This window comes from Viridibacillus sp. FSL R5-0888 (genome assembly GCF_038009105.1).
Lineage (GTDB): Bacteria > Bacillota > Bacilli > Bacillales_A > Planococcaceae > Viridibacillus > Viridibacillus arenosi.
In genome coordinates, this window is sequence record NZ_JBBPAU010000001.1 from 2,677,650 (window position 1) to 2,702,136 (window position 24,487).

The 24,487-nt window shown below is 33.7% G+C and carries 24 protein-coding genes; 7 read left to right on the plus strand and 17 right to left on the minus strand.

Features of this window, described 5'->3' with window-relative positions; all coding sequences use genetic code 11:
* Nucleotides 1–252 precede the first annotated feature (252 nt).
* The 3 genes from MKY02_RS13385 to MKY02_RS13395 form a co-directional block, all read right to left on the minus strand.
* Nucleotides 253–780 (minus strand): DUF2812 domain-containing protein, encoded by a 528-nt coding sequence (locus MKY02_RS13385; protein WP_076035113.1) that lies wholly within the window; start codon nucleotides 778–780, stop codon nucleotides 253–255.
* A 2-nt stretch (nucleotides 781–782) separates the two neighbouring features.
* The gene (locus MKY02_RS13390; RefSeq protein ID WP_038189386.1) at nucleotides 783–1,097 is read right to left on the minus strand and encodes a PadR family transcriptional regulator; all 315 of its coding nucleotides are present in this window, start codon (nucleotides 1,095–1,097) and stop codon (nucleotides 783–785) included.
* A gap of 172 nt (nucleotides 1,098–1,269) precedes the next feature.
* A complete protein-coding gene (locus MKY02_RS13395; protein WP_076065849.1) occupies nucleotides 1,270–2,694 on the minus strand; it encodes an aminotransferase-like domain-containing protein in 1,425 nt (474 codons plus the stop codon).
* A gap of 109 nt (nucleotides 2,695–2,803) precedes the next feature.
* Between MKY02_RS13395 and MKY02_RS13400 the strand changes: the two genes are divergently transcribed.
* Together MKY02_RS13400 and MKY02_RS13405 are read left to right on the plus strand one after the other, a co-directional pair.
* Nucleotides 2,804–3,406 carry a LysE/ArgO family amino acid transporter gene (locus MKY02_RS13400; RefSeq protein ID WP_038189392.1) on the plus strand — a complete coding sequence of 201 codons (603 nt, stop codon included), beginning with the start codon at nucleotides 2,804–2,806 and terminating at the stop codon, nucleotides 3,404–3,406.
* A 243-nt stretch (nucleotides 3,407–3,649) separates the two neighbouring features.
* Nucleotides 3,650–4,972, plus strand: coding sequence for an MFS transporter (locus MKY02_RS13405; protein ID WP_412104699.1), 1,323 nt, complete (start codon nucleotides 3,650–3,652; stop codon nucleotides 4,970–4,972).
* A gap of 111 nt (nucleotides 4,973–5,083) precedes the next feature.
* On the opposite strand, the gene MKY02_RS13410 is transcribed toward MKY02_RS13405, so the two are convergent.
* From MKY02_RS13410 to MKY02_RS13450, 9 genes are all read right to left on the minus strand, one after another.
* Nucleotides 5,084–5,626 carry a YusW family protein gene (locus MKY02_RS13410; RefSeq protein WP_038189399.1) on the minus strand — a complete coding sequence of 181 codons (543 nt, stop codon included), beginning with the start codon at nucleotides 5,624–5,626 and terminating at the stop codon, nucleotides 5,084–5,086.
* Between the two features lie 1,650 nt (nucleotides 5,627–7,276).
* The gene (locus MKY02_RS13415; protein ID WP_340711359.1) at nucleotides 7,277–8,455 is read right to left on the minus strand and encodes a M24 family metallopeptidase; all 1,179 of its coding nucleotides are present in this window, start codon (nucleotides 8,453–8,455) and stop codon (nucleotides 7,277–7,279) included.
* On the minus strand, nucleotides 8,436–9,380 hold the full coding sequence (locus tag MKY02_RS13420; protein ID WP_051448827.1) for an ABC transporter ATP-binding protein: 945 nt from the start codon (nucleotides 9,378–9,380) through the stop codon (nucleotides 8,436–8,438). The genes MKY02_RS13415 and MKY02_RS13420 overlap by 20 nt, the downstream gene beginning before the upstream one ends.
* Nucleotides 9,381–9,414: 34 nt before the next feature.
* On the minus strand, nucleotides 9,415–10,428 hold the full coding sequence (locus MKY02_RS13425; protein ID WP_340711362.1) for an ABC transporter ATP-binding protein: 1,014 nt from the start codon (nucleotides 10,426–10,428) through the stop codon (nucleotides 9,415–9,417).
* Nucleotides 10,429–10,446: 18 nt separating this feature from the next.
* On the minus strand, nucleotides 10,447–11,355 hold the full coding sequence (locus tag MKY02_RS13430; RefSeq protein WP_038189416.1) for an ABC transporter permease: 909 nt from the start codon (nucleotides 11,353–11,355) through the stop codon (nucleotides 10,447–10,449).
* Between the two features lie 8 nt (nucleotides 11,356–11,363).
* On the minus strand, nucleotides 11,364–12,281 hold the full coding sequence (locus MKY02_RS13435) for an ABC transporter permease (protein ID WP_076035109.1): 918 nt from the start codon (nucleotides 12,279–12,281) through the stop codon (nucleotides 11,364–11,366).
* A gap of 99 nt (nucleotides 12,282–12,380) precedes the next feature.
* Entirely contained in the window at nucleotides 12,381–13,931 is a 1,551-nt protein-coding gene (locus tag MKY02_RS13440) for an ABC transporter substrate-binding protein (RefSeq protein ID WP_038189423.1), read from the minus strand.
* Between the two features lie 16 nt (nucleotides 13,932–13,947).
* Nucleotides 13,948–14,382, minus strand: coding sequence for a MarR family winged helix-turn-helix transcriptional regulator (locus MKY02_RS13445; RefSeq protein ID WP_038189426.1), 435 nt, complete (start codon nucleotides 14,380–14,382; stop codon nucleotides 13,948–13,950).
* A gap of 404 nt (nucleotides 14,383–14,786) precedes the next feature.
* Nucleotides 14,787–16,256 carry a UDP-N-acetylmuramoyl-L-alanyl-D-glutamate--2,6-diaminopimelate ligase gene (locus MKY02_RS13450; protein ID WP_038189430.1) on the minus strand — a complete coding sequence of 490 codons (1,470 nt, stop codon included), beginning with the start codon at nucleotides 16,254–16,256 and terminating at the stop codon, nucleotides 14,787–14,789.
* Nucleotides 16,257–16,537: 281 nt separating this feature from the next.
* On the opposite strand from MKY02_RS13450, the gene MKY02_RS13455 reads away from it, so the two are divergent.
* The 4 genes from MKY02_RS13455 to MKY02_RS13470 all read left to right on the plus strand — a co-directional run bounded on the left by MKY02_RS13455 (nucleotide 16,538) and on the right by MKY02_RS13470 (nucleotide 20,038).
* Entirely contained in the window at nucleotides 16,538–17,068 is a 531-nt protein-coding gene (locus MKY02_RS13455) for a GNAT family N-acetyltransferase (protein ID WP_038189433.1), read from the plus strand.
* A 278-nt stretch (nucleotides 17,069–17,346) separates the two neighbouring features.
* Nucleotides 17,347–18,333, plus strand: coding sequence for an alpha/beta fold hydrolase (locus MKY02_RS13460; RefSeq protein WP_340711365.1), 987 nt, complete (start codon nucleotides 17,347–17,349; stop codon nucleotides 18,331–18,333).
* Nucleotides 18,334–18,371: 38 nt separating this feature from the next.
* Nucleotides 18,372–19,043, plus strand: a complete 672-nt coding sequence (locus MKY02_RS13465) for a response regulator transcription factor (protein WP_038189438.1) — start codon at nucleotides 18,372–18,374, stop codon at nucleotides 19,041–19,043.
* Nucleotides 19,040–20,038, plus strand: a complete 999-nt coding sequence (locus MKY02_RS13470; protein ID WP_038189441.1) for a sensor histidine kinase — start codon at nucleotides 19,040–19,042, stop codon at nucleotides 20,036–20,038. The genes MKY02_RS13465 and MKY02_RS13470 overlap by 4 nt, the downstream gene beginning before the upstream one ends.
* Nucleotides 20,039–20,125: 87 nt before the next feature.
* Here the strand turns inward: MKY02_RS13470 and MKY02_RS13475 are convergent, their stop codons facing one another.
* The 3 genes from MKY02_RS13475 to MKY02_RS13485 form a co-directional block, all read right to left on the minus strand.
* Nucleotides 20,126–20,320 carry a YwbE family protein gene (locus MKY02_RS13475; protein ID WP_038189444.1) on the minus strand — a complete coding sequence of 65 codons (195 nt, stop codon included), beginning with the start codon at nucleotides 20,318–20,320 and terminating at the stop codon, nucleotides 20,126–20,128.
* Nucleotides 20,321–20,437: 117 nt separating this feature from the next.
* Nucleotides 20,438–20,677, minus strand: a complete 240-nt coding sequence (locus MKY02_RS13480; RefSeq protein ID WP_051448822.1) for a DUF3784 domain-containing protein — start codon at nucleotides 20,675–20,677, stop codon at nucleotides 20,438–20,440.
* A 273-nt stretch (nucleotides 20,678–20,950) separates the two neighbouring features.
* Nucleotides 20,951–21,472, minus strand: coding sequence for a dihydrofolate reductase family protein (locus tag MKY02_RS13485; protein WP_038189446.1), 522 nt, complete (start codon nucleotides 21,470–21,472; stop codon nucleotides 20,951–20,953).
* Nucleotides 21,473–21,588: 116 nt separating this feature from the next.
* On the opposite strand from MKY02_RS13485, the gene MKY02_RS13490 reads away from it, so the two are divergent.
* Entirely contained in the window at nucleotides 21,589–22,530 is a 942-nt protein-coding gene (locus MKY02_RS13490) for a helix-turn-helix transcriptional regulator (RefSeq protein ID WP_038189449.1), read from the plus strand.
* A gap of 141 nt (nucleotides 22,531–22,671) precedes the next feature.
* On the opposite strand, the gene MKY02_RS13495 is transcribed toward MKY02_RS13490, so the two are convergent.
* Nucleotides 22,672–24,090 (minus strand): amidase, encoded by a 1,419-nt coding sequence (locus MKY02_RS13495; RefSeq protein WP_143691074.1) that lies wholly within the window; start codon nucleotides 24,088–24,090, stop codon nucleotides 22,672–22,674.
* A complete protein-coding gene (locus tag MKY02_RS13500; protein WP_038189452.1) occupies nucleotides 24,080–24,265 on the minus strand; it encodes a hypothetical protein in 186 nt (61 codons plus the stop codon). The genes MKY02_RS13495 and MKY02_RS13500 overlap by 11 nt, the downstream gene beginning before the upstream one ends.
* Nucleotides 24,266–24,487 lie beyond the last annotated feature (222 nt).

Here is a 24,487-nt window from a genome sequence, read left to right on the forward strand (position 1 = left end):
ACTATGTTAATTACATGTACTTTCATCACTTCTTCTAATAGACATTATTCTATTCTGAAATTCCTCACTAATAGAATAAACTTTATTCTAGCTGTTGAAAAAGGAGCCATATAGGCTCCTTACTTAAGATACTACTTAATATAGGAAATGGAGTTTTACCAATAACTATTTTATAAAATAAGTTAAATATAGACCAAACTTTCCATAGAAAATAGTCAAATTATCGAACTTCATTTCAACTTATCAATACATTTAACTCTTTTTTATCCACTTTCGATACTGTAGAACAACAAGCATCCCTAGCATCGGCATCAATAATACATATGAACCTATAAATAGCCATGTACCTATTTGCTGAAACGGACTATTTGTAAATGTCATGATCACCCAAAATAACATAGCAATAAGTGCAACAAAAATGGTGGAAATATTAACTGGTCTAGCTAATCGTGCAATTTTATCAATATTCGATTCTACATCAGTGTAAATTGGTTTTGTTTTAGGTGTAGCTTTGAAAATATGCATTTCATAACTTGAACATACATGTGTCCAACCGGCTGTAGAAAATAATTCAAAATATTCCTCCTCTTCATCTTTTTCTAACTTACGATAATCAATACTATACTGTACATCCTCTGGGTCCTTTTTCTCTAAGTTGTAACCAAGTGTTGCAAAACTACTTAAATGCCATCCTTTTTGTGCATTCTTCTGTAACTTTTGCATATCCTTTTGCTCGGAAAATGCTAATCCCCCAGACATCATATATTTCATATTCGTCATACTTAGCCCCCCTTTGTAAGTTCATTTTCCGCTAACGTAATCATTATTTTGCGGCGTTCAATATCTTCTTTTAAAACGGTTCTCCCTTTTTCCGTAAGTACATATACCTTACGGCGAGAATCTGATGCGTCATGTAGCACTATCAATTCTTCAGCTAATAACTTTTTAATAATCGTATATAAAGTAGCAGGTCCAATGACAAATGCGCCATTCGTTGTTTCCTCCACTAAGCTCATCACTGCATAGCCATGCTTTGGTTTTGCCAATGCTGTCATAATATAAAAAACTGGATCTGTTAATTGTTCAAGTGATTTCAACTTAGCACCTCCAAATGTATCACTTAATGATATATCTAAAAGTAATATATCATTAAGTGATACAAAAAAGCAACCTCAGGATGAGATTGCTTTTTAAATGTTGATTAATTCCAAAATACATTTTCGCTTCTTGAAGTAATAACTTTATCACATAAACACCAGTTTCAATTGGTTATTGTAATTTAATAATGGATAACAATATAGCCAGCCCCTCTTGTAATTCAGCCAATGAAGCATATGCATAAGACAAACGTATATGATGCATATCATTAGGATCATATATGTAACCAGGATTGATAAGAACCTTTTGCTTTATAAGTTTTAAAAACAATCCTTTATTAACTATAGGCTCATTAAATCGTAGCCAAATATAAAAGCCCCCTTTTGGCTTATCCCATGTTGCTACTTCTTTAAAATCTTTTGTTAATATCCTTTCAACAAATGAAGTACGCTGTTGTAATTGTTGACGCAGTTGTCCAAGATGTTGATCATATAATCCAGTCTCTATCCAATGTGCGACGATTTTTTGTGAAAAAGCACTAGATCCGTAGTCGGTTTGCATTTTAATATCAGCAAGTCGATTAATAACCGGTTCAGGCGCGACTACCCAGCCAATTCGGAGTCCTGGACTTAAAGTCTTTGATACACTACCCAAATATAAAACTTGTCCTGAGTGATCAAATGATTTTAGAGCCGGAACAGATTCCTCAAATAATAATTCTTGGTATACATTATCTTCAATGATTGGTATTTGTAACGTACTACAGATTTCCAATAATTGATGGCGTTCCTCCACTGACATTATTCGCCCAGTAGGATTATGTAATGTAGGTACAGTATAAAAAAGAGATTGTCTTTTTCCCTTTAAAGTTTTTAATGTTTCAGCTAAACGTTCATTGCTTTGTACTGACACCATCTGCATTCCAGCAGATTGAAAGGGATGAATAGAATTCAAATAAGAAGGATGCTCTTGAAAAATAATGGATTGCTGTTCAAGTAATCCTACTGAAATTAATTGAAGCGCTTGTAACGCACCCGAAACGATTAATATACTTTCAGGAGACGTATGAATACCTTGTTTACCCAAATAATCACTTAATACCATTCTCAGTCTTTTACTCCCTTTAGGTTCTGAATAACCTATATCTCGAGCATTAAGTGTCATGGATTGTAGTGATTCTTCTAGTAAATTGGTTGGCAATAATTCTGGAGACAGTTCTCCCGTACCTAACCGTATCATGGATACATCTTGCTCATATTCATTGATTAGTTGAATTGTATGGTAATTAGGCTTATGAATACTCATCTGAATATGCTTTTGCCAATTAGGCTGTGATTTGTTTAGTAGAACATTCCAGCTATTATTAGCCACAAAAGTTCCCCCGCCTCTTTTTGTTTCAAGTAATCCATCGGCCTTTAACTCATCTAATACTTGAATAATAGTACTACGGTTCACTTCCAACATTTCAGCTAACTTTCGTTGGGGTGGGAGATTCATCCCTATTGTCCATTCACCTTGTTGTATAAGAGAAGTCATCCAATCAACAATTTGACTATGAAGTGATAATTGTGAATGTCGTTTTGGTTTCCATTGCAAAAAGATCTTCTCCTTTTTTAAAAAATTGGTTGGGTTAAAAACCAACCAATTGGATGTTTTCTTTTAGTTGTAACATAGATAAAGTTGTAATGGAAGGGAGTTTTTTGATATGGAAGCTATATTACATGGATTTTTACTAGCATTTGGACTTATTTTACCTTTAGGTGTACAAAACGTTTTTATTTTCTCGCAAGGTGCTTCGCAACCAAATTTATTGAAGGCACTACCTGCGACTATTGCTGCTTCACTTTGTGATACTTTGCTTATTGTACTTGCGGTGTTTGGCTTATCTGCCATCGTATTGCAATTTGAATGGTTACGCTTGGGGTTAATGAGTGTTGGAATCATTTTTTTACTTTATATGGGGTATTCCATTTGGACTTCTAAACCGGCAACAGTTGAGACAGGAAAAAACTTAACGATGAAGAAACAAATCATCTTTGCATTATCGGTGTCACTATTAAATCCACATGCTATTTTAGATACGGTAGCTGTAATTGGGACAAGTGCATTACGATACACTGGCATGGAACAAGTTATTTTCACTGTTACTTGTATTGCCGTATCATGGTGTTGGTTTATCGGTATTACATTAGCAGGAGCAACGATGAAAAAAGTTGATAGCTCAGGAACACTAATGAATCTTTTCAATAAATGTTCAAGTATTTTTATATGGTGTACAGCAGTGTTCTTATTCAAAGGATTATTTTAAATTGATTGAACTACAAATTTTTTCAGAATTATTGATAAATTACTCTATCACCTATAAACTAGAAGAATACTAGAGTTGTTATAGTAACCCTATTTAAAAATAAGGAAGCTTTGTATATTGTTAATTCCGAAGAATATCTTATATAGTCGAAGTGCATTAAAGTAAGTTCCTTAAAAACACATAAATTCACAACTAATCATGTGAATTAATTTTTATTTATTGAAAGGCGGACTTGTATTGGCAATTGAAGATAACGATTCTAAAGCATTAAAAACCCAAGCTTCGTGGTTACAAAGTTATATTGAGTCTCCAGAAAAACAGCGACAATTGTATAAGCGAACATTATTCATTATTGTTATGTCACAAATATTTGGTGGTGCTGGGCTAGCTGCGGGAGTAACTGTTGGGGCACTTTTAGTTCAAGATATGCTGGGTACAGATAGTTTTGCAGGATTGCCTGTAGCATTCTTAACTTTAGGTTCAGCAAGTGCAGCGCTAATTGTAGGTCGCCTAACTCAACGGTTTGGACGTCGTATGGGTCTCACAACTGGCTTTTTAGCTGGAGGAGTTGGGGCATTAGGTGTAATATTAGCTGCTACAACAGATAACATCATTCTACTCTTTGCTTCACTACTTATTTATGGTGCTGGTACAGCGACTAACTTACAAGCACGCTACGCGGGTACAGACTTAGCAAATTCTACTCAGAGAGCAACTGCTGTCAGTATAGCTATGGTGTCAACGACATTAGGTGCGGTCGCAGGGCCCAATTTAGTAGGCGTAATGGGAGGGGTGGCTATCTCCATAGGTATTCCACCATTAGCTGGTCCATTTATACTTGGTGCAGCGGCTTTTATCTTAGCAGGGTTAGTAATACTTATTTTTCTTCGCCCAGATCCTTTCATCGTGGCAAAAGCAATTGCAGAAGCTAAGGACACTAATAATAGTAAAAATTCAAAAGCATATTCTACGACTCAACTAACGAATAAACGAGGTATAATAGTTGGAGCTACAATAATGGTCTTAACACAAATAGTCATGGTATCAATAATGACTATGACACCAGTACATATGGGACATCATGGACATGGATTAAATGCAATAGGTTTGGTAATTGGCTTTCATATTGGAGCAATGTATCTCCCATCCCTTATAACTGGAATACTCGTAGACAAAATGGGCCGTATCACTATGGCCATTGCTGCTGGTGCAACACTGCTAGCATCTGGCATTGTTGCAGCTTTAGCGCCTGGAGATTCGTTGCCTTTCTTAATCCTTGCGCTTGTTTTACTTGGCATGGGTTGGAACTTTGGCTTTATTAGTGGAACAGCACTTATTGTAGATGCCACGAATATTACTACTCGTGCAAAAACGCAAGGGACAGTAGATGTTTTAATCGCCTTATCTGGAGCATCTGCCGGAGCAATGTCAGGCATCGTCGTAGCAAGTTCTAGTTATGCTACACTTTCCTTTGTAGGAAGTACTCTCTCACTTTTACTGATCCCAGTAGTAGTGTGGTCTCGTAGTAAACCGAAAAAACAAGTACTTATAAATTCAGAAGAGTAGACATTTCACAAGGTTAATAAATATACAAAATTTCGAGAAAAAGCTCCTTGCTACGAAAAATTGCAAGGAGCTTTTGAATATTGTGATAGTATTTTAAAACACATTCTTATCTTACTTTGTTTTCTTATATTCCTTCTCTGTTCCATCCGCGAATTTCACTTCAAGTTCAAACGAAGTATAGTTTTTATCTATGCCAAAGACAGAAATCACATGATCGATTACTTCATCATTTGCTGTAGATGCATCAAATTTAAGCTTCTTAAACATAGGCTCTAACTTAGACAAAGCTTCGTCTCCTCTAAGCTTCACATTATTACGGTCATCATCTAACTCAACTTCTACACCTGTAGTTTCATTTTCGTAATCAACTTCATAAGATTCTGTCGGTGAATAATCAACATCTAACGAAAACTCTGCAAAATTATAAGGTAAATTTTCCGTTGTCCCTGCTTGTCCATTGTTATTCATATCTTTGTTTGTGTCCGTGTTTGTATTTGTATCTGTATTCGCATTTGTATCTGTATTAGTGTTAGTATCCGTTTCTTCCTGTTTAACAGTCGTGTCACCCGTTTTATCTGTTGCCTTGTCAGAACCACAACCGTACAACATACCAAACAAAAGTGGTACCCCTAATGCCATTTTCCAATTTTTCATTTACATTCATCCTTTCTGAATTTACTTCTCGGTTTTTAATATTCCCTATAATTTAAAAAATAAACTTTACACACAATTTATTATAAAAACTTGAATAAAAAAACGTAAATAATTTAACTATTGAATTCAAATTGAGGAAATCGTTTAAGAGATTTATTCGAACTTGTAAAAAAGTTTTAGTTAATAAGGATATCTATAGAGATGAGCACGATTATTTTATCGACACAAAAAATAACTTATTAATCAAATCTCTTGATTATTTATATGTTTTTATCCCATATTAACAATGAGGGAAATTGAAAATCAAAACCTAACGTTATTAAAAGAACTTTGATAAAAAGTCTGGAAACGTTAAATGATAAGCCAATAGATTTCATAAAATACATATTTCTTGTGTCTCTTCCTCTGCAATAGCTTTTCCAACTTGTAGGGACACTTGTATATCTTTTAAGCCAATTTTTCAAAACTGGTTGATCACTTAATCCCTCTAAGACAGCTGTATAAACACGATTCTCAGCTAAAAAATAGGCGAAATTCATTGTAAATATAGTTACCCCTACCCTATAAATCGGGACCATATTGCTATTATTTTGTTATGTCCCATTTTTGACACATTAAACGAAACAGATGATTGAAAATATTTATTAAAACAGCAACACAACCAAAGAATGGCTATTTAGTCGGAGTTTAAACAAAATAATTCCATATGTATTTGATTCCATCCCATATAGCTAAGGCTAAGATTAGTGTTAGAATACCTTTAAATATATCTTTCATGTGGGCACCTCCATAGAAGTTGTTATTTATGTATTTACGTAAGAGTTTTATAAAAGTTTCATTTTGATAATATCATTGAAACACAGCAAGTGGACGAGGGAAAACACATTTGGGAATAAACAAGCAAAATACGAAGAAAACCAAGCGCTTTTTGATTCCACGCACAACAAGAGAATTGATCGAAGACTATACACGTGATATTACCTCTTCTGCATGGTTGTTTCCAATCAGAGAGCCAATAGTCCAATTTCGACGACACTATTGTACAAAGTTCTGGAAAAGGAGGCGGCGGAGTTAGACTAATAAGCTATTACGCAAAGTGCTGCATCATCATAACCCGGATGACTAGCGACTGCTACTTCAGTTGTTGATGATCCGAAAATTGAAATAGATAGAATTGTTAATCCTGCAAAAATAGTAATAAATCTTTTTAAGTTTCATTTTATACCACCACCTCTACCATTAATGTATAATATTATTTTATCCATATAAACCAAAAAAAGGAAGTGGTTATATGTTTTACAATATATTTATGTTTTGGTGGCCAATTTTGACTTCAATGATTTTTATAATTTTGCAAGTAGAAGTAAGTCTTAAAAACAAACTTCCTTTCAGTATTTTAGTCACCGTATTGTATACACTTTTTATGATTTTTATTATTTTAGTAGTAACTTCTTTTGACTTTTATATTATATTAATTTTAATATGTATGTATTTTTGGTTCATTTCTATTTCTGCTTATTTTGCTAATAGATGAATTTAAGGTTTGATTAATATCTACGGTAAATCGTAAAGACTGAGGGTAAACACTATATGTATTTTTAGGTAGAAAAAAACACTTAGCCAGAACATGGCCAAGTGTAAAGTAATCTATCAACAAATGAGAGACTGCAAATCTCTAGGATAATATGTTAACATTTCGATGCCTTCGTCAGTGACAAGAACCGTATCTGAATGTCTGAATCCGCCTAGTCCCTTTACATAAATACCAGGTTCCACAGTAAATACCATTCCAGGCTTTATTTCTGTATGATCTCCTAAATCAAAGAATGGTGCTTCATGACCAAGTAATCCAATATTGTGACCTGTATGATGGCTGGTTAATTCTGTTATTCCAGCTTCTTTAAAGTATTTTTGAACCGACTCCTCAACTGCAGAGCATGGTATACCAGGTTTTATTGCTGAAAACGCCACTTCTTGTGCTTCATACATGTATTGGAAATATCTCTCTTGCTCTTTGTTTGCTTCTTCTACAAACATAACTCTCTCCAATTCACTCGTATAACCAAAGACGTCTGAAGCAGCTCCAGTTACTAAAGTATCACCTTTTTTCAGCACAATATTTTGAGTTACAGCATGCGGAAATGCGGATTGTGGGCCGATTTGGCCTCTGAAAATAGCATAAGCAGTACTCCCGTGAGGCTTATATTCTTGCCCTAATGTTTCAATCATTGCCATAGTAGCTTCCATAGAAGCTCTGCTAGTAATCTCAATCTCGCTCAATCCGGCTTTAGTATACTTTTGCAATAATCGATGTGCTAAATTACCCCAACGACAAGATTCTTTAATTAGCTCAATTTCATTTTTAGATTTAATAAAACGCATTTCCTCTATAACACCTTTTAATGTTACAAATTCTTTGACGGTAATTATTGCATCTACCGACTGACCACGATAGCCCATTGAGGAACCATACCCAATAGCATCATAGCCTACTGTTTTATTTTCAAATCCGTACTCCTTTAATACTTCCTTTAAGTACTCCATTGGATGTTTAATTCCTGGATATTCAGGATATGAGTGAACAAAATCTACAACACCGTATTCTTTAGCATGTTCATGCTCCAATTCAGGTACAAATAAGTGAACATTTTGGTTAGGGTCTATAAATACCCCGATTGGTCTCTCTGTTGGGTGGAAATGGAAACCAGTTAAATAAAAGATATCTGTTACTGAAAACACGATTGCAGCATCACAATTTTTTTCAACTAATTTCCCAAAAAACTTTTGTTGGCGCTCCTTAAATTCATACTTAGGAATGGCTAATAGCATAAGTAATCTCCTCCTTGTTTTGGCTATATAAATGGCAATTTACCGTGTGACCTTCTTCAAATTCAGCTTGATCTGGTAACTCTGTTTTGCATATCTCCATTGCGAATGGGCACCTTGGGTGAAACGTACATCCAGATGGCGGGTTAGCCGGACTAGGCACATCCCCTTTCAAAATAATTCTTTGTTTCTTTTCTTTTGGATGAGTTATCGGTACTGCAGATAGTAGGGCTTGGGTATATGGATGCTTCGGGTTATTAAACAAATCTTCTGTTTTCGCAATCTCCACGATTTTCCCCAAGTACATTACTGCTACACGGTCAGTCATATGCTGAATAACGCTTAAATCGTGTGAAATAAACAAATAAGTTAACCCAAATTCTTTCTGTAGTTCGAGCATCAGATTGATTACTTGTGATTGTACTGATACATCTAAAGCAGATACTGGTTCATCTGCAATAATAAAATCTGGCTGAAGTATCATCGCGCGTGCAATCCCGATTCGCTGTCTTTGACCACCAGAAAATTCATGAGGATACCGGTCCAAATGATACTCAGATAATCCGACTATCTGAAGTATCGAAATAACCTTTTGTAAAGATTCTTTTTTGTCAAATTTGCTATGAACCTTCAATGGTTCCATCAATATTTGCCGGATACTTTTTTTCGGATTTAGTGAAGCATATGGGTCTTGAAATACCATTTGCATATGTTTACGAAGAGAACGCATTTTCTCATATGGTAATAAACCTAAATTTGTTCCGTTGAATTTGACTTCTCCATCAGTTGGTTCAGTCAATCTTAATATCGCCCTGCCTGTTGTTGATTTACCACATCCAGACTCCCCCACCAATGCAAAGGTTTCCCCTTTCATTACCGTAAAGTTCACATCATCCACAGCTCTTACTACAATCTTTTCTTTAAACATTCCTTGGGAAATTTCATAATACTTTTTTAAATTTTTAACTGATAACAGTACTTGATTCTCCAATATGCTTCACCTCCATTCCCTCTGGATTCTGAAGCCAACATTTGCTAATATGCTTTCCCTTTTGAAAAGAGGGGGGAGTTTCTGTCAAACATTTTCCAAATACAAATGGGCATCTATTTGCGAATACACAACCTTCTTTAATTTCAGATGGTTTTGGTACTTGTCCTTGGATGGAAAACAGTTTACTCTTTCTTTTATTATTCGATGGCAATGATTGTATAAGTCCTTGGGTATATGGATGCAACGGTTGATCGAATAATTCATTTACTTCTGCCTCCTCTACTACTTCACCAGCATACATTACGACTACACGATCACACATTTCTGCAACAACACTTAAATCATGTGTAATCAGTATTAAACTCATATCATTCTTTCTTTTAATATTTTTTAGCAACTCTAATATCTGGGCTTGTATCGTAACATCTAAGGCTGTTGTAGGTTCATCTGCAATCATGAGCTTAGGCTGACACAACAAAGCAAGTGAAATCATCACCCTTTGTCTCATCCCTCCAGACAATTGATGTGGATATTCATCGATAATCTGCTCAGCTCTCGGAAGACCAACCTGCTTTAAAACTGCAATAATCGTTTCCCGTATTTTAGATTTAGACATCTTCTTATGTTGCCTTAAAGGTTCGCTCAGTTGTTTACCAATAGTAAATACAGGATTCAAGGAAGTCATGGGTTCTTGGAATATCATTGAAATCTCATTCCCGCGTAGTTTGCGAAACTCTCTTTCAGTTAATTTCGATAAATCTCTATCATTGAATAGAATTTCTCCAGAAACAATTTCGCTCGTTTTTTGCGGGAGAAGTCCCATAACAGATAGGGATGTCACACTTTTCCCGCATCCTGACTCACCTACAATGCCGAGGGTTTCTCCTTTATTCACATGAAAATATACCCCTCTTATAGGTTGGATTTTCTCTTTGCCATTATTAAATTGAATACGTAAGTCTTTTACTTGCAAGATTTTTTCCATTACAATCGTCCCTCCTCGCTATTCACCTTTCAATTCCGTATCCAATGTATCACGGAGCCAATCTCCAAAAAGGTTAACACCCAGAGCAGTAATCATAATGGCGATTCCGGGAAATGTGATTAGCCACCACGAACTGAAAATATAATCCTTACCTTCATTCAACATATTGCCCCATGCTGGTTCTGGAGGTTGAACACCAAAACCCAAGAAACTTACAGAGGCTTCTGCAATAATATAAGTCCCAATTTGAAGGGAAGACAGGATAATAATTGGTGTAAATAAGTTAGGAAGAATGTGTTTGAACAATATCCCAAATTTTGAAACACCTGTTGCCACACATGCAGTTATAAATTCTTGTTCACGTAATGCAAGAACTTCGCTCCGAATGACACGGGCAAAAATAACCCAGCCTCCAATAGCAAGTGAGATAATGATATTTCGAAGACCTGATCCTATAATAGCGTTAATTACTAAAACCAATAGAATAAAAGGAAAGCTTAATTGGACATCAACAATACGCATTAATACGACATCAACCCATCCCCTAAAGTAGCCTGAGATGATTCCAACAATTGTTCCAAATGTACCAGCAAGAAGCACAGTACTTAAACCTATAATCACGGATATTTTTGCTCCCATAATTATTCTAGAAAATATATCTCTTCCTAACTGATCCGTTCCTAACAGATGACCCCCAGTCATAGGAGGTAACAACTTTTTACTGAAATCTGCAAGAAGAGGATCAAAAGGAACAATCCATTGACCGAAAATGCTTATTAATAGCAAGATTAGTATGATAATAAATCCAATAATTCCTGTCCAACTTCTCATTAGATTTAAGAAAAAAGTAGTTATTGCCGATTGTCTATTTTTTCTAACACTCAGTAGCTTTGTTGTATGAGGTACTTTTGGAAAATTTACTGTCATTCACTCACCTACTTTACTCGAATTTGCGGATTAACATATGCGTACAATATATCCGCAATGAAATTAATCACTGCATAAATTAGGGCTACGATAAATACACCAGCAAGTACGATTGGAAAATCTCTATTCATAAGGGATTGCATTAATAACCTTCCAACCCCTGGCCATGCAAAAACGACTTCTGTAATAACAGCACCTCCGAGTAAGGTACCTAAATCAAGTGCTACCAACGTGATAATTGGAATAAGTGAATTTTTAAGTGCGTATCGCCCCACTAATCGAATAGTTGGCACCCCTGAAGCCTTCGCGGTTCGGATATAATCTTTTCTTAACACATCCAACATGGTGGATCTAGTGAAGCGAGTAAACCTTGCTACGCTATAAGCCGCTAGAGTTATCATTGGAAGAATTAAATGTACTATTGAACCTGCACCACCTGAAGGGAGTATATTTAGTTGAGCAGCAAAAAAGTAAATGAGTATTAGACCTAGCCAAAAGCTTGGGACAGCTTGACCTAGTACAGTAAAAGCGACACTAATTCTGTCAAAAACTGAATTTCTTTTATAAGCAGAAAGCACACCTAGAGGAATGGCAATCAATAAGGAAAGAATTAATGCTGATATTGCTAACTGAAATGTAGCAGGTAAACGACTCAATACGAGTGGTAAAGCATCTTCTCTACTACGTAAAGATTGGCCAAAATCACCTTGAACCGCATTCACCATAAATTCTCCATATTGAATATATATTGGACGATCAAACCCCAACATTTCTCTATATTCCTCAATTTGTTCCCTTGAAGCATCTGGGGGTAAGAACAGAGCTGTTGGATCACCAGATAAACGTATTAGAAAAAATACAACAGTAAGCGCTAATAAGACAACAACCACTACTTGAATCAGTCTTTTGATTATAAAATCAAGCATACTCAACCCCCTTAAATCAGATAAATATTTATTACCTATTTATTAAAAGAGAGGGAAACAACAAATCCCTCTTAATTCGCCCAATTTATAATAGAATTTTTAATTCCATGACATCTCATACGCTTGCATTTTCTCATCCACTCGAGCTTTGAAATTCAAGTCTTTTCGGACAGCATATAAGTCTGCCTGTTGCCATAAAGGAACCCAAGCAGCTTTTTTAACTAAACTATTTTGAAGTTCAGCAAATCCATCAAGTCTTTCCTCTTCATTAAACAAAGCGGTTGTTTTATAAATTTTTGTTTCAATGTCTTTGTCATAAAAACTGCTGTACGGTGCAACTTTTGTGAAGAGATCCTCAATTGTAGATTGCGGATCGAATGCTGGTCCCCATCCTAGAATAAACATGTCACCCATTTCTCTATTTCTTATTTTCTCCAAATGTGCTCCCCACTCGTTCACTTGAACATTGACCTTCACACCAATTCGCTGTAACTGAGCAGCAATAGCTTGAGCAACTTGGGAGTCCATAGGATAACGACCATTTGGTGTATCCAACGTTAAGGTTAAAGTTTCAGATTCATATCCTGCTTCTTTCAATAAGCTTTTTGCCTTTTCTTTATCGTAATCATAGCCTTTAGTTTCGATGTAGGCTGAATTGATTTCTGAAAGCGGACCTGTCATTTTTGTCCCATGGCCATTCAAAACCGAATTGAGTAATTCATCTACATCCACCGCATAATTTAATGCTTGACGAACTTTTTCATTTTTTAGTGGACCATCAAAAAATGTGTTTAAAGCAAGGTAATTAATACGTGCTGATGCAACTTCTTCTACTTTCGATTTATCATCACCTTCAATTTTCCCAACTGAATCCACTGGAATATTTTTAAACAAATCTACTTCTCCACTTAAGAAAGCAGATAAACGTGAACTATATTCTGGGATATAACGGAACTCTAATGTCTTAATTTGTGGTTTCCCTCTCCAATAATCCTCAAAAGCTTCTAATTTCAAATAGTTGTCTCTAGACCATTCAACAAATTTATAGGCTCCAGTTCCTACTGGTTTTTTTGCTGCTACTTCTGTTCCTACCTCGTTAACATAGCCTGGTTCCATTATTAGTAAATCTTCAGCAATACGCTGAATTATGCCTGGGAAAGGCTTACTTGTTTTGATCTCAACTTCCAACGGTGAAATAACTTTCACTTCTTTCACGTCCACCCATCGAGTTTTATAAAATGATTTATTCGCATCGTCCAAGATGTAGTCAATGCTGAATTTGACTGAATTGGCATCGAAATCAGCTCCATTATGAAATTTGACTCCTTCTTTTAAATTCAATCTCCAAGTCAATTCATCTACGTTTTCCCATTTTTCAGCAAGCTCAGGGACGAATTCCCCAGATTGACCATCCCGACCAATAAGGGCATCATAGACATTACGAATTTGTGTGTCAGTTACATAATTAACGTCTGTATTTGCCATTAAAGTTCCAGCATCAGCTTCAAATGCAATGACAAGGCTATCTTTATTTGATGAGGAAGTGTTACCTTCTTTACCTGAATTACTCGTACCTGCTGTACCCTCAGTACAAGCAGATAACATTAACAATAAACTTACTGCTAATAAAACAAAGATACTTTTTTTCATATAACGATGCTCCCCCTTATTGAGTTTTTGAATATAATATCTCTTCGATTTTTTTCATCGATTCAACTAGGATTTCGATTTCTTCTTCAGAAATTTTATCAATCATACTTTGAACAGTGTTACTAGCCTTATCAGCAAGTGTTTTTAATGCCTCCTCTCCTATATCTGTGAGCTCTATATGTTGAATACGACGATCCAATTCAGAAAGCTTCTTTGCTATAAGACCATCTCGTTCAAAATGTTTTAGAATTCTACTTATATAGCTTTTGTCTAATAGAAAATAATTTGATAAATATGCAGCTGTACAGTCTTTCTTGTTGGAGATTTCAAATAGAATTAATGCTTCCGTAGCTGAATAAGGACTTTCATCGGTGTAAATGTTAAAAAGCCCCATGTGACGTGTGTAAAAACGATTAAACTTTTTTATATCTTGTATTATTTTTTCTGACATTTCTTAATTTTCATCCTATTCTGAATTTTAGATTTACTTTAAATTAGAAAGTGGCTTTAGTCAACTATTATTTTTATTAAAACCAGCAAATAAATTCTATATTTCTCGTAAGCGTATTAAAGTAAATTCTTTATATAACTTTTAAATAATGTTTAAGCAAATACACAAAAAAACTCTTTTTGATTAAATTTCAATCAAAAAGAGTTTTTAACATGTCTCAATTAAATTTAATGAGTTTATTTACTTCACTTGATGCGTTATACATTTTTGGACAAAATATTTTAGAATTAATTAATTTTGAAAAGGCTCTCAATTACATCGTTTAGGAAGATTGCATATCGTTTTATATTTTAAAATCCAATTGCATTTAACAATATCAATTCTTTCACGTTATTGATTCTCCATTAATGAAGAGGCTCAAACCCTCCATTTGTTGCTTCATCAATTTTTTGAAAAAGAAACTGGACTGTTTCCTTATCAGAGGCTGTTGGCAAACGAAATTTTTGTTGGTAATCTTCTGCCCCTTTACCTGTTATACAAACCCAATCTCCTTTATGGGCATGCTCCAATACCTCTTTTATCGCTATTGTTCGATCAGAAATGACATACCCTCCATCACTTAATGCATAAAGAGCCTGCTCCATTTCTTCATAAGGAACATCATTCAAATCATCCAATGTTAGAATATGAACATCGCTTATTTCTTTGGAAACACTAACCATATCCCGTCTCTTTTCCTTATCCCTATCCCCTCTAAATCCAAAAACGTGAAATACACGATTGGCGCCTTCTTCTCTTGCCGTTTGAAGACACTGATAAAAGGCATCTGCTGTATGAGCATAATCTATTACAACTGTAGCTCCATTAGGATGTTGTAGCATTTCAAATCTACCGGGTACTCCCGGAAATTTTTCTAAAGCATAAACAACTTTTTGTTGTGGAATACCTATCAATAAAGCAGTTAAAAAAGCCATAGAAGCATTCAGAATATTGTGCTTCCCTAAAATGTTAAGACTTAATTCGAAACTTTGATTCCCTTTAAGGGATACTGTTGATACACCTGATTTGAAATGAACGATTTGTAGATCATGGTAACTTTTGTCGCCTACCAAAAATATTTGATATCCTTTTGAAGTTAAAAGATCTGCTAGTCTCTTCCCCCAATTGTCCATATGGTTAATAATGGCTAGTCCATTAGGCTTTAATTGATCAAACAGGCTTGCCTTTACAGAGAAGTAAGCCTCCATATCACGATGATAATCAAGGTGTTCTTTATCTAAATTTGTAAATAAACAATAATCAAATTCTACACCCTCTACACGATATTGAGAAAGACCGTGTGATGAAACTTCCATTATTATAAATTCATCTTCACTCAGGGCAATTTGCTTTTGAAGTTCTAGTGCATCGGGGGTAGTATTTACAGAGGGTAAGGTTTTTCCATTAACAACATTCTGAACTGTACCAAATAAAGAACAAGATCTTCCGCAGCTTTCCAAAATATACTTAAGCATATAGGTAGTTGTGGTTTTACCATTCGTACCAGTAATACCAATTACAATCTTATTTCGTGAAGGGTTACCATAAAACTGACACGCTATTTGCGCAAGTGCTAAACGACTGTTAATTACTCGAACATAAGGTACAATCAAGTCTTTTAAGTCTTTCTCTCCAACCACTACACTCGCTCCCGCTTGAATAGCGGCATCTATAAACTGATGACCGTCTACACGATAGCCTGGAATTGCTACAAAAATGTCGTTAGGACGTACTAAAGAAGAATTTGTGGCGATCCCTTTTATATCTACATCAATATCAAGAAGATGTGAATTCACAGCTTTATCTACATGTTCCAATAGTATGTTTAATTTCATCTACGGCTCACTCCTAGGTTACAAAACGAGTCATTTATATTAATCCGCGCATTTTATTTATGACCTATTGTGAAATATTTATACTAAAAAGGCGCTCTAATATGTGAGCACCTTTTTACTGAAAAATTATAATTAATAACTGATAAGTAAAATGAGAACATTTTTATTTCATTGAATGAAGTGTTTTAAAACCAAGAACTTACAAAATGATTAAACGCTAAAAGAATTACGCTAAACTAAAGGTAAATATTAGAAAAGCGATGTATTTAGGAGTTGTAAAAATGAACATAACAATTAGACAAGAGCAATCTTCAGATTATAAATTCACAGAAAATGTTGTACAAAAAGCATTTGTGAACATGGAATTTAGTGATAAAACAGAACATGAGCTAGTGGACCGCTTAAGAAAAACTAATACATTCATCCCTCAATTATCTATAGTCGCAGTTGTTAATGATGAAGTTATTGGGCATATTCTTTTAACAAAAATTAAAATAATCAATGTGGATCAATCTACAGAGTCTCTTGCACTTGCCCCAGTTTCTGTATTACCTGAGTATCAAAACAAAGGCATTGGCAAGCTTTTAATAAACACAGCGTTAGAAAAAGCTAAAGAACTCGGTTACAAATCTGTTGTCGTATTAGGACACCCAGACTATTATCCGCAATTCGGATTTAAAAAAGCATCATCATGGAAAATAAAAGCACCTTTTGAAGTGCCGGATGATGCAATTATGGCATTTGAATTAAGTGATAACGCTCTTAGTAATGTTTCAGGTGTAGTTGAATACTCAAGTGCATTTTTTGAATAACATATCAATCAGATTAACATTGTCTAACTATCCCCCATTGGATTTTATTATCTAATGGGTTTTTTTGTGAAAAAAGCCCGTCAGAAATTGCATTAATGTGGTAATGTAAATACAATATTGCTCAATTTTTCATATTATATTTTTTCCAGTAAGCAAAACCAATAATCATTTCACCCAGTTCCTCTTTGATAAAATCACGAAAAATTAATTACTAGAAAATTAATTAGAAATTTATTTTTATATTATATCCTTTCAATATAAGTCGAAAGGAGAATACTATGCGAAAAATAATTAAAGTATTAATAAAACTATCTGTTCTGTTCATTATCTTAATGGTACTAGTAACCGCATCCATCTTTACCTACCATAATTATCTTTTAAAGAAAGAGTCGGCACTAATTAAAAATGCAGGTGCGTTAGTCGATTTTAATAGTAAAAAGATTAATGTTTACATTGAAGGTAGAGGTGAGGATACGTATGTATTTATGCCCGGCTCAGGAGTAGCTGCCCCTGTTTATGAAATGAAAGGTCTTTATAGCAAATTCTCAACAGAAAATAAAATTGCTGTAATTAATAGAGCGGGCTATGGTCTCAGTGATGTTTTTAACGATAACAGAGATATCGACACTATATTAGAACAAACTAGAAGCGCACTTATTCAGAGTGGTAATACACCACCATATATATTAGTACCACACTCTTTATCTGGATTAGAAGCTATTTACTGGGCGCAAAAATACCCAAATGAAGTGAAGGGAATTATTGCTTTAGATATTGGTTTACCCCAACAGTATGTAACTCATAAAATGAGCCTAGTTGATTCAATAACAGTAAGAGGAATGAATCTTTTATCAAAAGTGGGTATTCATCGACTCTTTCCTTCTTTAACATTTAATCCCGAAGTAATTAAACAGTCGTTTTTAACTGAACATGAAAAAGAAGTATTTAAAGCCATTTCATATAAACAGTTTTTTAATAACAATATGGAGCAAGAACTTTTACAGGTATACGAAAATGGTGAAAAATCAGTTGACCTACCGATACCAACAGAAACACCTATTTTATTTTTAGATGCAATTGCTGAAGAAAATAAAAATTCAAAATATACTAAGCAGAAAAATAAAGATTATGAAGAGTTTGCAGAACAACTATTAATATCCGATGTGCTAACTATAGAAGGAAAGCACAGCATTTATTTATATTCACCAGATAAGATTTATAACCTTGCCAAGGATTTTATTAATAATAGAGTAGAGAAAAATTAAACGATTTACATTAATTATGATACTGGAAGGTCAAACCAATGAAAGAATATAACATTTTAATTGTTGAAGACGATCTTATGATTGGTCATTTACTACAGAAGATTTTACGACGCGAAGAGTATAATGTTTGTTGGAAAACAAACGGTAAAGAAGTACTAGATGTAATCCATAAAATAGACTTAGTTATAATGGATGTCATGTTACCCGGTGAAGATGGTTATCAAATCACCAAAAAGATAAAAAATTTAGGTTTAAATATCCCGATTATTTTTCTATCTGCAAGGCAGGATATTGATAGCAAACTTCAAGGTTTGACAGTCGGTGAAGATTATATGATAAAGCCATTTGACCCTAGAGAGTTATTACTAAGAATTCAGAAAATGCTAGAGAATCAATACGGTACTTTTACACAAATCAAACATTTATATATTGATGCGGATCTTACTAGGGTTTTTAATAATAACTTAAATAATGAGGTTCCTTTTACATCTATTGAAAGAAAAATATTCTTTTATTTATATGATAATAGAGATCGCATTTTGACAAAAGAACATTTCTTTAATTATTTATGGCCATTAGATGATAGAAATCAAAATATCATAAACGTACACATGAAAAAAATTAGAACAAAGATTAATGATATTAATGGTGAGATTATACAAAATATATATGGAGAAGGGTATAGATTAAATACCTATATAAAAAAATGAATTTAAAAAAGAAATATCAGTTATTATTATTTTCTGCAATTATTAGTGTGCCCTTTTTGTTACTAGTGATTAGTGTGCTTATGTCAATAATTTATAATGCTACCTTTAAATCAAAACATCAAGACATCCCTTTTCATGAATCTTTTGCATATCCAACTATGCTGTTCCTATTTTTACTTTCTTTATTTTTGCTAGCCTTTTTATTTTCGAAATCTATTAACTCATTATTAAACAAAATTAATATTTTGAATAAAACTATTAGAAATTTGGCTAGTGATGAAAAAATCCCTGAAAAAATAGTTGTAACTAGAGATGATGAAATAGGTGAACTAATCAAGTCTGTAAATATATTAATCGAAAGAACGACGTATAGAGAATTAGAACTAAAGCAAAAAGAAGAAATAAAAAAAGAACTTTTAAATAAATTAAGGCATGATATAAATACACCGTTAACTACCGTTAGATTACAATTGTTTTATTTAGAAGACCAATTTACTGATCAAGTACCTATACTAGAATCACTCTACCAACAAATACAATACATTTCTGATTTAACAAATGAACTGAATATACATTCTACTGATTCGTTGGAGAATTCTTATATCCTAAATGATGAAGTGAATATGAATAATTTATTAGAAGTCATGTGCAAGAAGTGGAGTTATTTGTATAGCATTCATGATATTGATTTGATTTATAGTACATTAAATAAAGATTTAACATGGGTAAGTAACGATTTATGGCTTCAAAGATTGTTCGATAATATTTTCCAAAATACATTAAAACATTCAAATGCAACAAAACTAGAAATTATCGTAGACAATAATATTATTTCATTCCAAGATAATGGAATTGGTTTCAATATCGCTCATAATAATACGGGGCTAGGTTTAAAAATAATTGAAGATATATCTAGGTCATTGAATATAAAATATACTTTACAGTCAAATAAAAATGGAACGTTATTTAGTTTTACAACAGAATACAATGAATAAAGCCATGACACAATAGCATTTGTTTTCAAAACTACTTCAAGATAAAAAGCTGGGATGACCAAATCAGTCATTCCCAGCTTTTTATTTTTATTCGATGATGTCACATACACGGCCAATTTGACCATCTGTAAGACGAACTTTAATTCCATGAGGGTGGAAAGAAGAATTCGTCAATAAATCCTTTACGACACCTCTCGTTTTAATACCTGTTCGTTGATCTTTCTTCAAGATAATATCTACGACAAGTCCAGGTTTTACGTCACTTCGATTTTGTCCGTTCATTTGAAAATTCCCTTCTCTACTGCTTTGATGATTCATCTAGTATAGCATAACGATTTTAATGGATGGATAACAGGTAGCTATATACTATGTAGAGTTTTATTTCACACATAAGTCACATCAATTATTTCCAATATTAATCTTAATGACATTAAAAATGGAGCTTACAAAAATGACAATCGTCAATACCCACGCTACCCATTCACCAATTAACTGAATGCTAAAAGGAAATGCGATTCCAACAACACCTATAAATATCGAGAATATCCATATATCTTTTGCAAGCTTTTCCTTGTCCCCATTAAAATCAGATTCCTGGAAACCAGCGATTAAACTAAGCTTTTTCTTTTTCCATATCAATCATCCACAAAAGAACATAAGTAAACCAATGATTAAACAAATAGAAACAGCTATAAAAAACTCTATTTTTGAAATCATGAATTCTACATCCTCTTATTAATAGTTATTGATTATTGCTTATTTCGACATTTTGTTTGATAATGAATATAAGTAGAAAAACTCTTAATAGTGTTGTCTATTCCTCGTTATGCATATTTATGCACACTACTCTAAAATAGATAGAAGTTCCCTGTTTTTAATACTATTCTAAAATAGCAAAGAAATACATACTAGTTATTTCACTTTATAATGTAAATGGACAAATTGTCCAAAACGCTTTGTATCTATTAAAGTTAAATTGATTTGTGGGTTTTTTTCTTTAAATAATGGAATTCCAGATCCCAATATATGGGGTGTCACAGTTATAATATATTCGTCTATTAAATTTTCTTTAACAAAAGCATCGAGTATCCCCGAACCACCAACCATCCAAATTTTAGTGCCTTCTTGTTTTTTCAATTTTTTAGTAAACTCAACTACATCTTCTTTTACAAAATCTACATATTCAGTTGAACCTTTTTCAGAGGTAGAAAATACATAATTTTTCTTATCAGGATATGGAAATGATTCTGCGTGTTCCATCACGTAGTCATATGTTCTTTTTCCCATAATCGTTGTATCAATTGTTTCATACATTGCTGTATATCCAGTGTCACCCTCACCTTCAACTTCTTCTAACCACTGCAAATCATCATCTTCCTTAGCAATAAATCCATCTAAACTAACACCAATATATAAAATAACTTCTCGTGCCATATTCTTGTCTCCTTTTATTTTTAGTTTGTCCCTTATTGATAAAATCATTAGGTATTAACTATACTAACGATAAAACATGACAAGTAATGGCATGATTAAAAAGAAAAGGTGAAAAAATGTCAAAAGCAAAACGTCTACTAGATATTCTTATGTTTGCTAATGCAAAAAGAAAGTTCACAGCACAAGAAATTGCGGATGAATTTAAAATTTCCATTCGTACAGTTCATCGATATATATTGGATTTGAGTGATATGGGTTTACCAATTTATGCTGAGCAAGGTCGGAACGGTGGATATACAGTTTTATCAAACAGACTGCTCCCTCCGATTTTATTTACCGAGGAAGAAGCTGTTTCAATTTTTTTTGCTTTTCAATCCCTAAATTATTATCGCAACTTGCCTTTTGATACCGAAATCAGCTCAGTTGAACATAAATTATATAGTTCACTTCCGAATGATGCCAAAGTGAAAGTCGATAAGATTCGTTCTTATATCGCTTTTTGGAACCCTAAAAGGACAATTGATACTCCATTATTAAACGATGTATTAGAAGCTTCTATAGAAAATAGAAGTTTACATATTCAATATGAGTCTAAGGCAGGCATAAAAGCAAAACATATTCGCCCTATCGGTGTATATGCTCATGACGCACTATGGTATATGCCTGCTTATGATTTTAGTAAGCAGAAAATTTTGCTGTATCGTGTTGATCGTATTCTTTCAGTTTTATCAACTGAAAATAATAATGATGAATTCATGAATTTAGAAGAATGGTTTGACTCACATGATGTAAAAAGACCAATCCGATTGAATGTTCTCTTATCTATGGAGGGTGTACGTCAATGTAAAAGTGTGCCTAGTTTTGAAGGGCTTGTGAAAACAAAAGAAGATGGAACTGGATATATCGATTCTGACATTGACCAAGGTGAGATTAATTTTATAACTCCATTATTTTTTAGACTTGGAAAAGATGCGCTAGTATTAGAACCAAAGGAATTAATAGATAGCTTACGTTTAAAAGCTGAAGAAATTTTAACTATGTATCAACGTAATAATTAAAGTATTTACGTTATTATGCCCTTTCCAATAACTCCTTTTTCAATAATAGGCCACTAACCTCAAAAAACATACAAATAAAAGCAGAAGCTAAAATGCTCCTGCTTTTTCTATTTATTATTAAAAATCAATTTGTGTTTTGCATTATGCGTTAGTAAAAATAAGTGGTTTTCTTCCCTTTAAAGGTTGTGTTTGCTCAATTGCATAGCCTACATTTAATACTCTACCTTCACTGAAAGCTGGTCCCATGATTTGTATTCCTACTGGCATATCTCCTTTAAAACCACAAGGTACTGATAATGCAGGTAAACCCGTTAAATTCCCTGGACCAGTAAAACGTATAATATTATCTATTAAATCTACTTTTTCACCATTCAAGTCTGCAAAATTTTCGCCAATAGTTGGCGCTATAATTGGTAGTGTTGGTGATATTAATACATCAACCTTATTAAATACTTCGTTAAATTCATGTTTTAACTGTCTTCTAACTTGCTGTGCTTGTAAATAATCAACAGCCGAAGGAAGCTCTCCTAATTCAAATAAGAATCGAATATCATCACCAAAATCATCTGGTCGGTTCATTAAATCTGAGTGATGTATAGCAGAAGCTTCTGATAAAGAAGTGACTAATTCAGCCCATTCAGAATGTTGAAGTGTTGGAATTTTAACCGTTTCTACTTTAGCTCCTTGATCTACTAGTTTTTGAATACTAGCACGAACAAGTTTATTAATATCATCATCTACTTGATTAAAGAAGTAATCTTCATTAACTCCAATTACTATATCCTTCACCTCACCTGTAACTTGTCCTATATAGTTATCAATAGAGACATTTACAGAAGTAGGATCATTTCTGTCATAGCCAGAAATAATTTCTAACATCCCTGCTGCATCTTTAACTGTTTTTGTCATTGGTCCAATATGATCCAGAGACCAAGCAAGTGGATAACATCCATACTTACTAACTCGACCATGTGTTGGCTTAAGACCTACAATACCACATGCAGATGAAGGAATACGAATAGACCCCGCAGTATCAGTCCCTAACGACGCAATACTAGCACCTACTGCTACAGCAGCTCCTGAACCACCACTTGAACCCCCAGGAATTTTATTTAAATTCCAAGGATTTCTTACTGGACCATAGTGTGGATTATTATTTGTTATCCCCCATGCATATTCGTGCATGCTGAGTTTCCCAGTAAAAATAACACCTGCATCTCTTAATTTTCTAACTACTGTAGCGTCGTAATCAGAAACAAAATCCTTATGAATTTTTGAAGACATTGTTGTTATTTTATCTTTAAAATATAAATTATCTTTAAGTGCAATTGGCATACCATGATACATCCCACGATAATTACCTTGCATAATTTCTTGTTCTGCTTTTTTAGCAGCTTCTACTGCTTCTTCTCTATAAAAAGACATATATGAGTTAATCTTGTCCTGACTTTTTTCCGCATGATCTAGGACAGCTTTTGTTAGCTCAACTGGCGATAATGTTTTATTTTTAATTAACGGTGCAAGTTCATCAACTGACTTCAAAATTAGATCATTCATCAATGTGGTCACCTCCAGGAATATTCTTCAGACTAATGTCAGCATCATCAATATTAACTCCCTCTAAGTTCCCTCTTAGCGCTTGTATACCTTCCCATTTCTCTTGCAAACTTTCAAAATGGTCTTTCTTTACTTGAATCCCCTTGTTCTCTAACAATTCTTGAATCGACAATGACAAATGAATCACTCTCCTCAAAATTATTCATATATCTCAATAAGTCTATGACCTAATAAGATTGGACCAAAGTTTCTTAAATGTAGAAAGAAAAATATACGATTAACAATAGAATAGTAACCTCATATGAGGATTATTTTGTTAAAAATACGCTATGTTAAAATCAAATCATTCTCTTTAAATCAAAAAATTCATAATTTTCTAAATCATATTAAACATTACATG

Excerpts from the sequence above, each read along its gene's own strand:
- MKY02_RS13385 (WP_076035113.1), bottom strand. The coding sequence starts at position 780 with ATGACGAATATGAAATATATGATGTCTGGGGGATTAGCATTTTCCGAG.
- MKY02_RS13400 (WP_038189392.1), top strand. The coding sequence starts at position 2,804 with ATGGAAGCTATATTACATGGATTTTTACTAGCATTTGGACTTATTTTA.
- MKY02_RS13410 (WP_038189399.1), bottom strand. The coding sequence starts at position 5,626 with ATGAAAAATTGGAAAATGGCATTAGGGGTACCACTTTTGTTTGGTATG.
- MKY02_RS13415 (WP_340711359.1), bottom strand. The coding sequence starts at position 8,455 with ATGCTATTAGCCATTCCTAAGTATGAATTTAAGGAGCGCCAACAAAAG.
- MKY02_RS13420 (WP_051448827.1), bottom strand. The coding sequence starts at position 9,380 with ATGTTTAAAGAAAAGATTGTAGTAAGAGCTGTGGATGATGTGAACTTT.
- MKY02_RS13425 (WP_340711362.1), bottom strand. The coding sequence starts at position 10,428 with ATGGAAAAAATCTTGCAAGTAAAAGACTTACGTATTCAATTTAATAAT.
- MKY02_RS13430 (WP_038189416.1), bottom strand. The coding sequence starts at position 11,355 with ATGACAGTAAATTTTCCAAAAGTACCTCATACAACAAAGCTACTGAGT.
- MKY02_RS13435 (WP_076035109.1), bottom strand. The coding sequence starts at position 12,281 with ATGCTTGATTTTATAATCAAAAGACTGATTCAAGTAGTGGTTGTTGTC.
- MKY02_RS13440 (WP_038189423.1), bottom strand. The coding sequence starts at position 13,931 with ATGAAAAAAAGTATCTTTGTTTTATTAGCAGTAAGTTTATTGTTAATG.
- MKY02_RS13445 (WP_038189426.1), bottom strand. The coding sequence starts at position 14,382 with ATGTCAGAAAAAATAATACAAGATATAAAAAAGTTTAATCGTTTTTAC.
- MKY02_RS13450 (WP_038189430.1), bottom strand. The coding sequence starts at position 16,256 with ATGAAATTAAACATACTATTGGAACATGTAGATAAAGCTGTGAATTCA.
- MKY02_RS13455 (WP_038189433.1), top strand. The coding sequence starts at position 16,538 with ATGAACATAACAATTAGACAAGAGCAATCTTCAGATTATAAATTCACA.
- MKY02_RS13460 (WP_340711365.1), top strand. The coding sequence starts at position 17,347 with ATGCGAAAAATAATTAAAGTATTAATAAAACTATCTGTTCTGTTCATT.
- MKY02_RS13465 (WP_038189438.1), top strand. The coding sequence starts at position 18,372 with ATGAAAGAATATAACATTTTAATTGTTGAAGACGATCTTATGATTGGT.
- MKY02_RS13470 (WP_038189441.1), top strand. The coding sequence starts at position 19,040 with ATGAATTTAAAAAAGAAATATCAGTTATTATTATTTTCTGCAATTATT.
- MKY02_RS13475 (WP_038189444.1), bottom strand. The coding sequence starts at position 20,320 with ATGAACGGACAAAATCGAAGTGACGTAAAACCTGGACTTGTCGTAGAT.
- MKY02_RS13485 (WP_038189446.1), bottom strand. The coding sequence starts at position 21,472 with ATGGCACGAGAAGTTATTTTATATATTGGTGTTAGTTTAGATGGATTT.
- MKY02_RS13490 (WP_038189449.1), top strand. The coding sequence starts at position 21,589 with ATGTCAAAAGCAAAACGTCTACTAGATATTCTTATGTTTGCTAATGCA.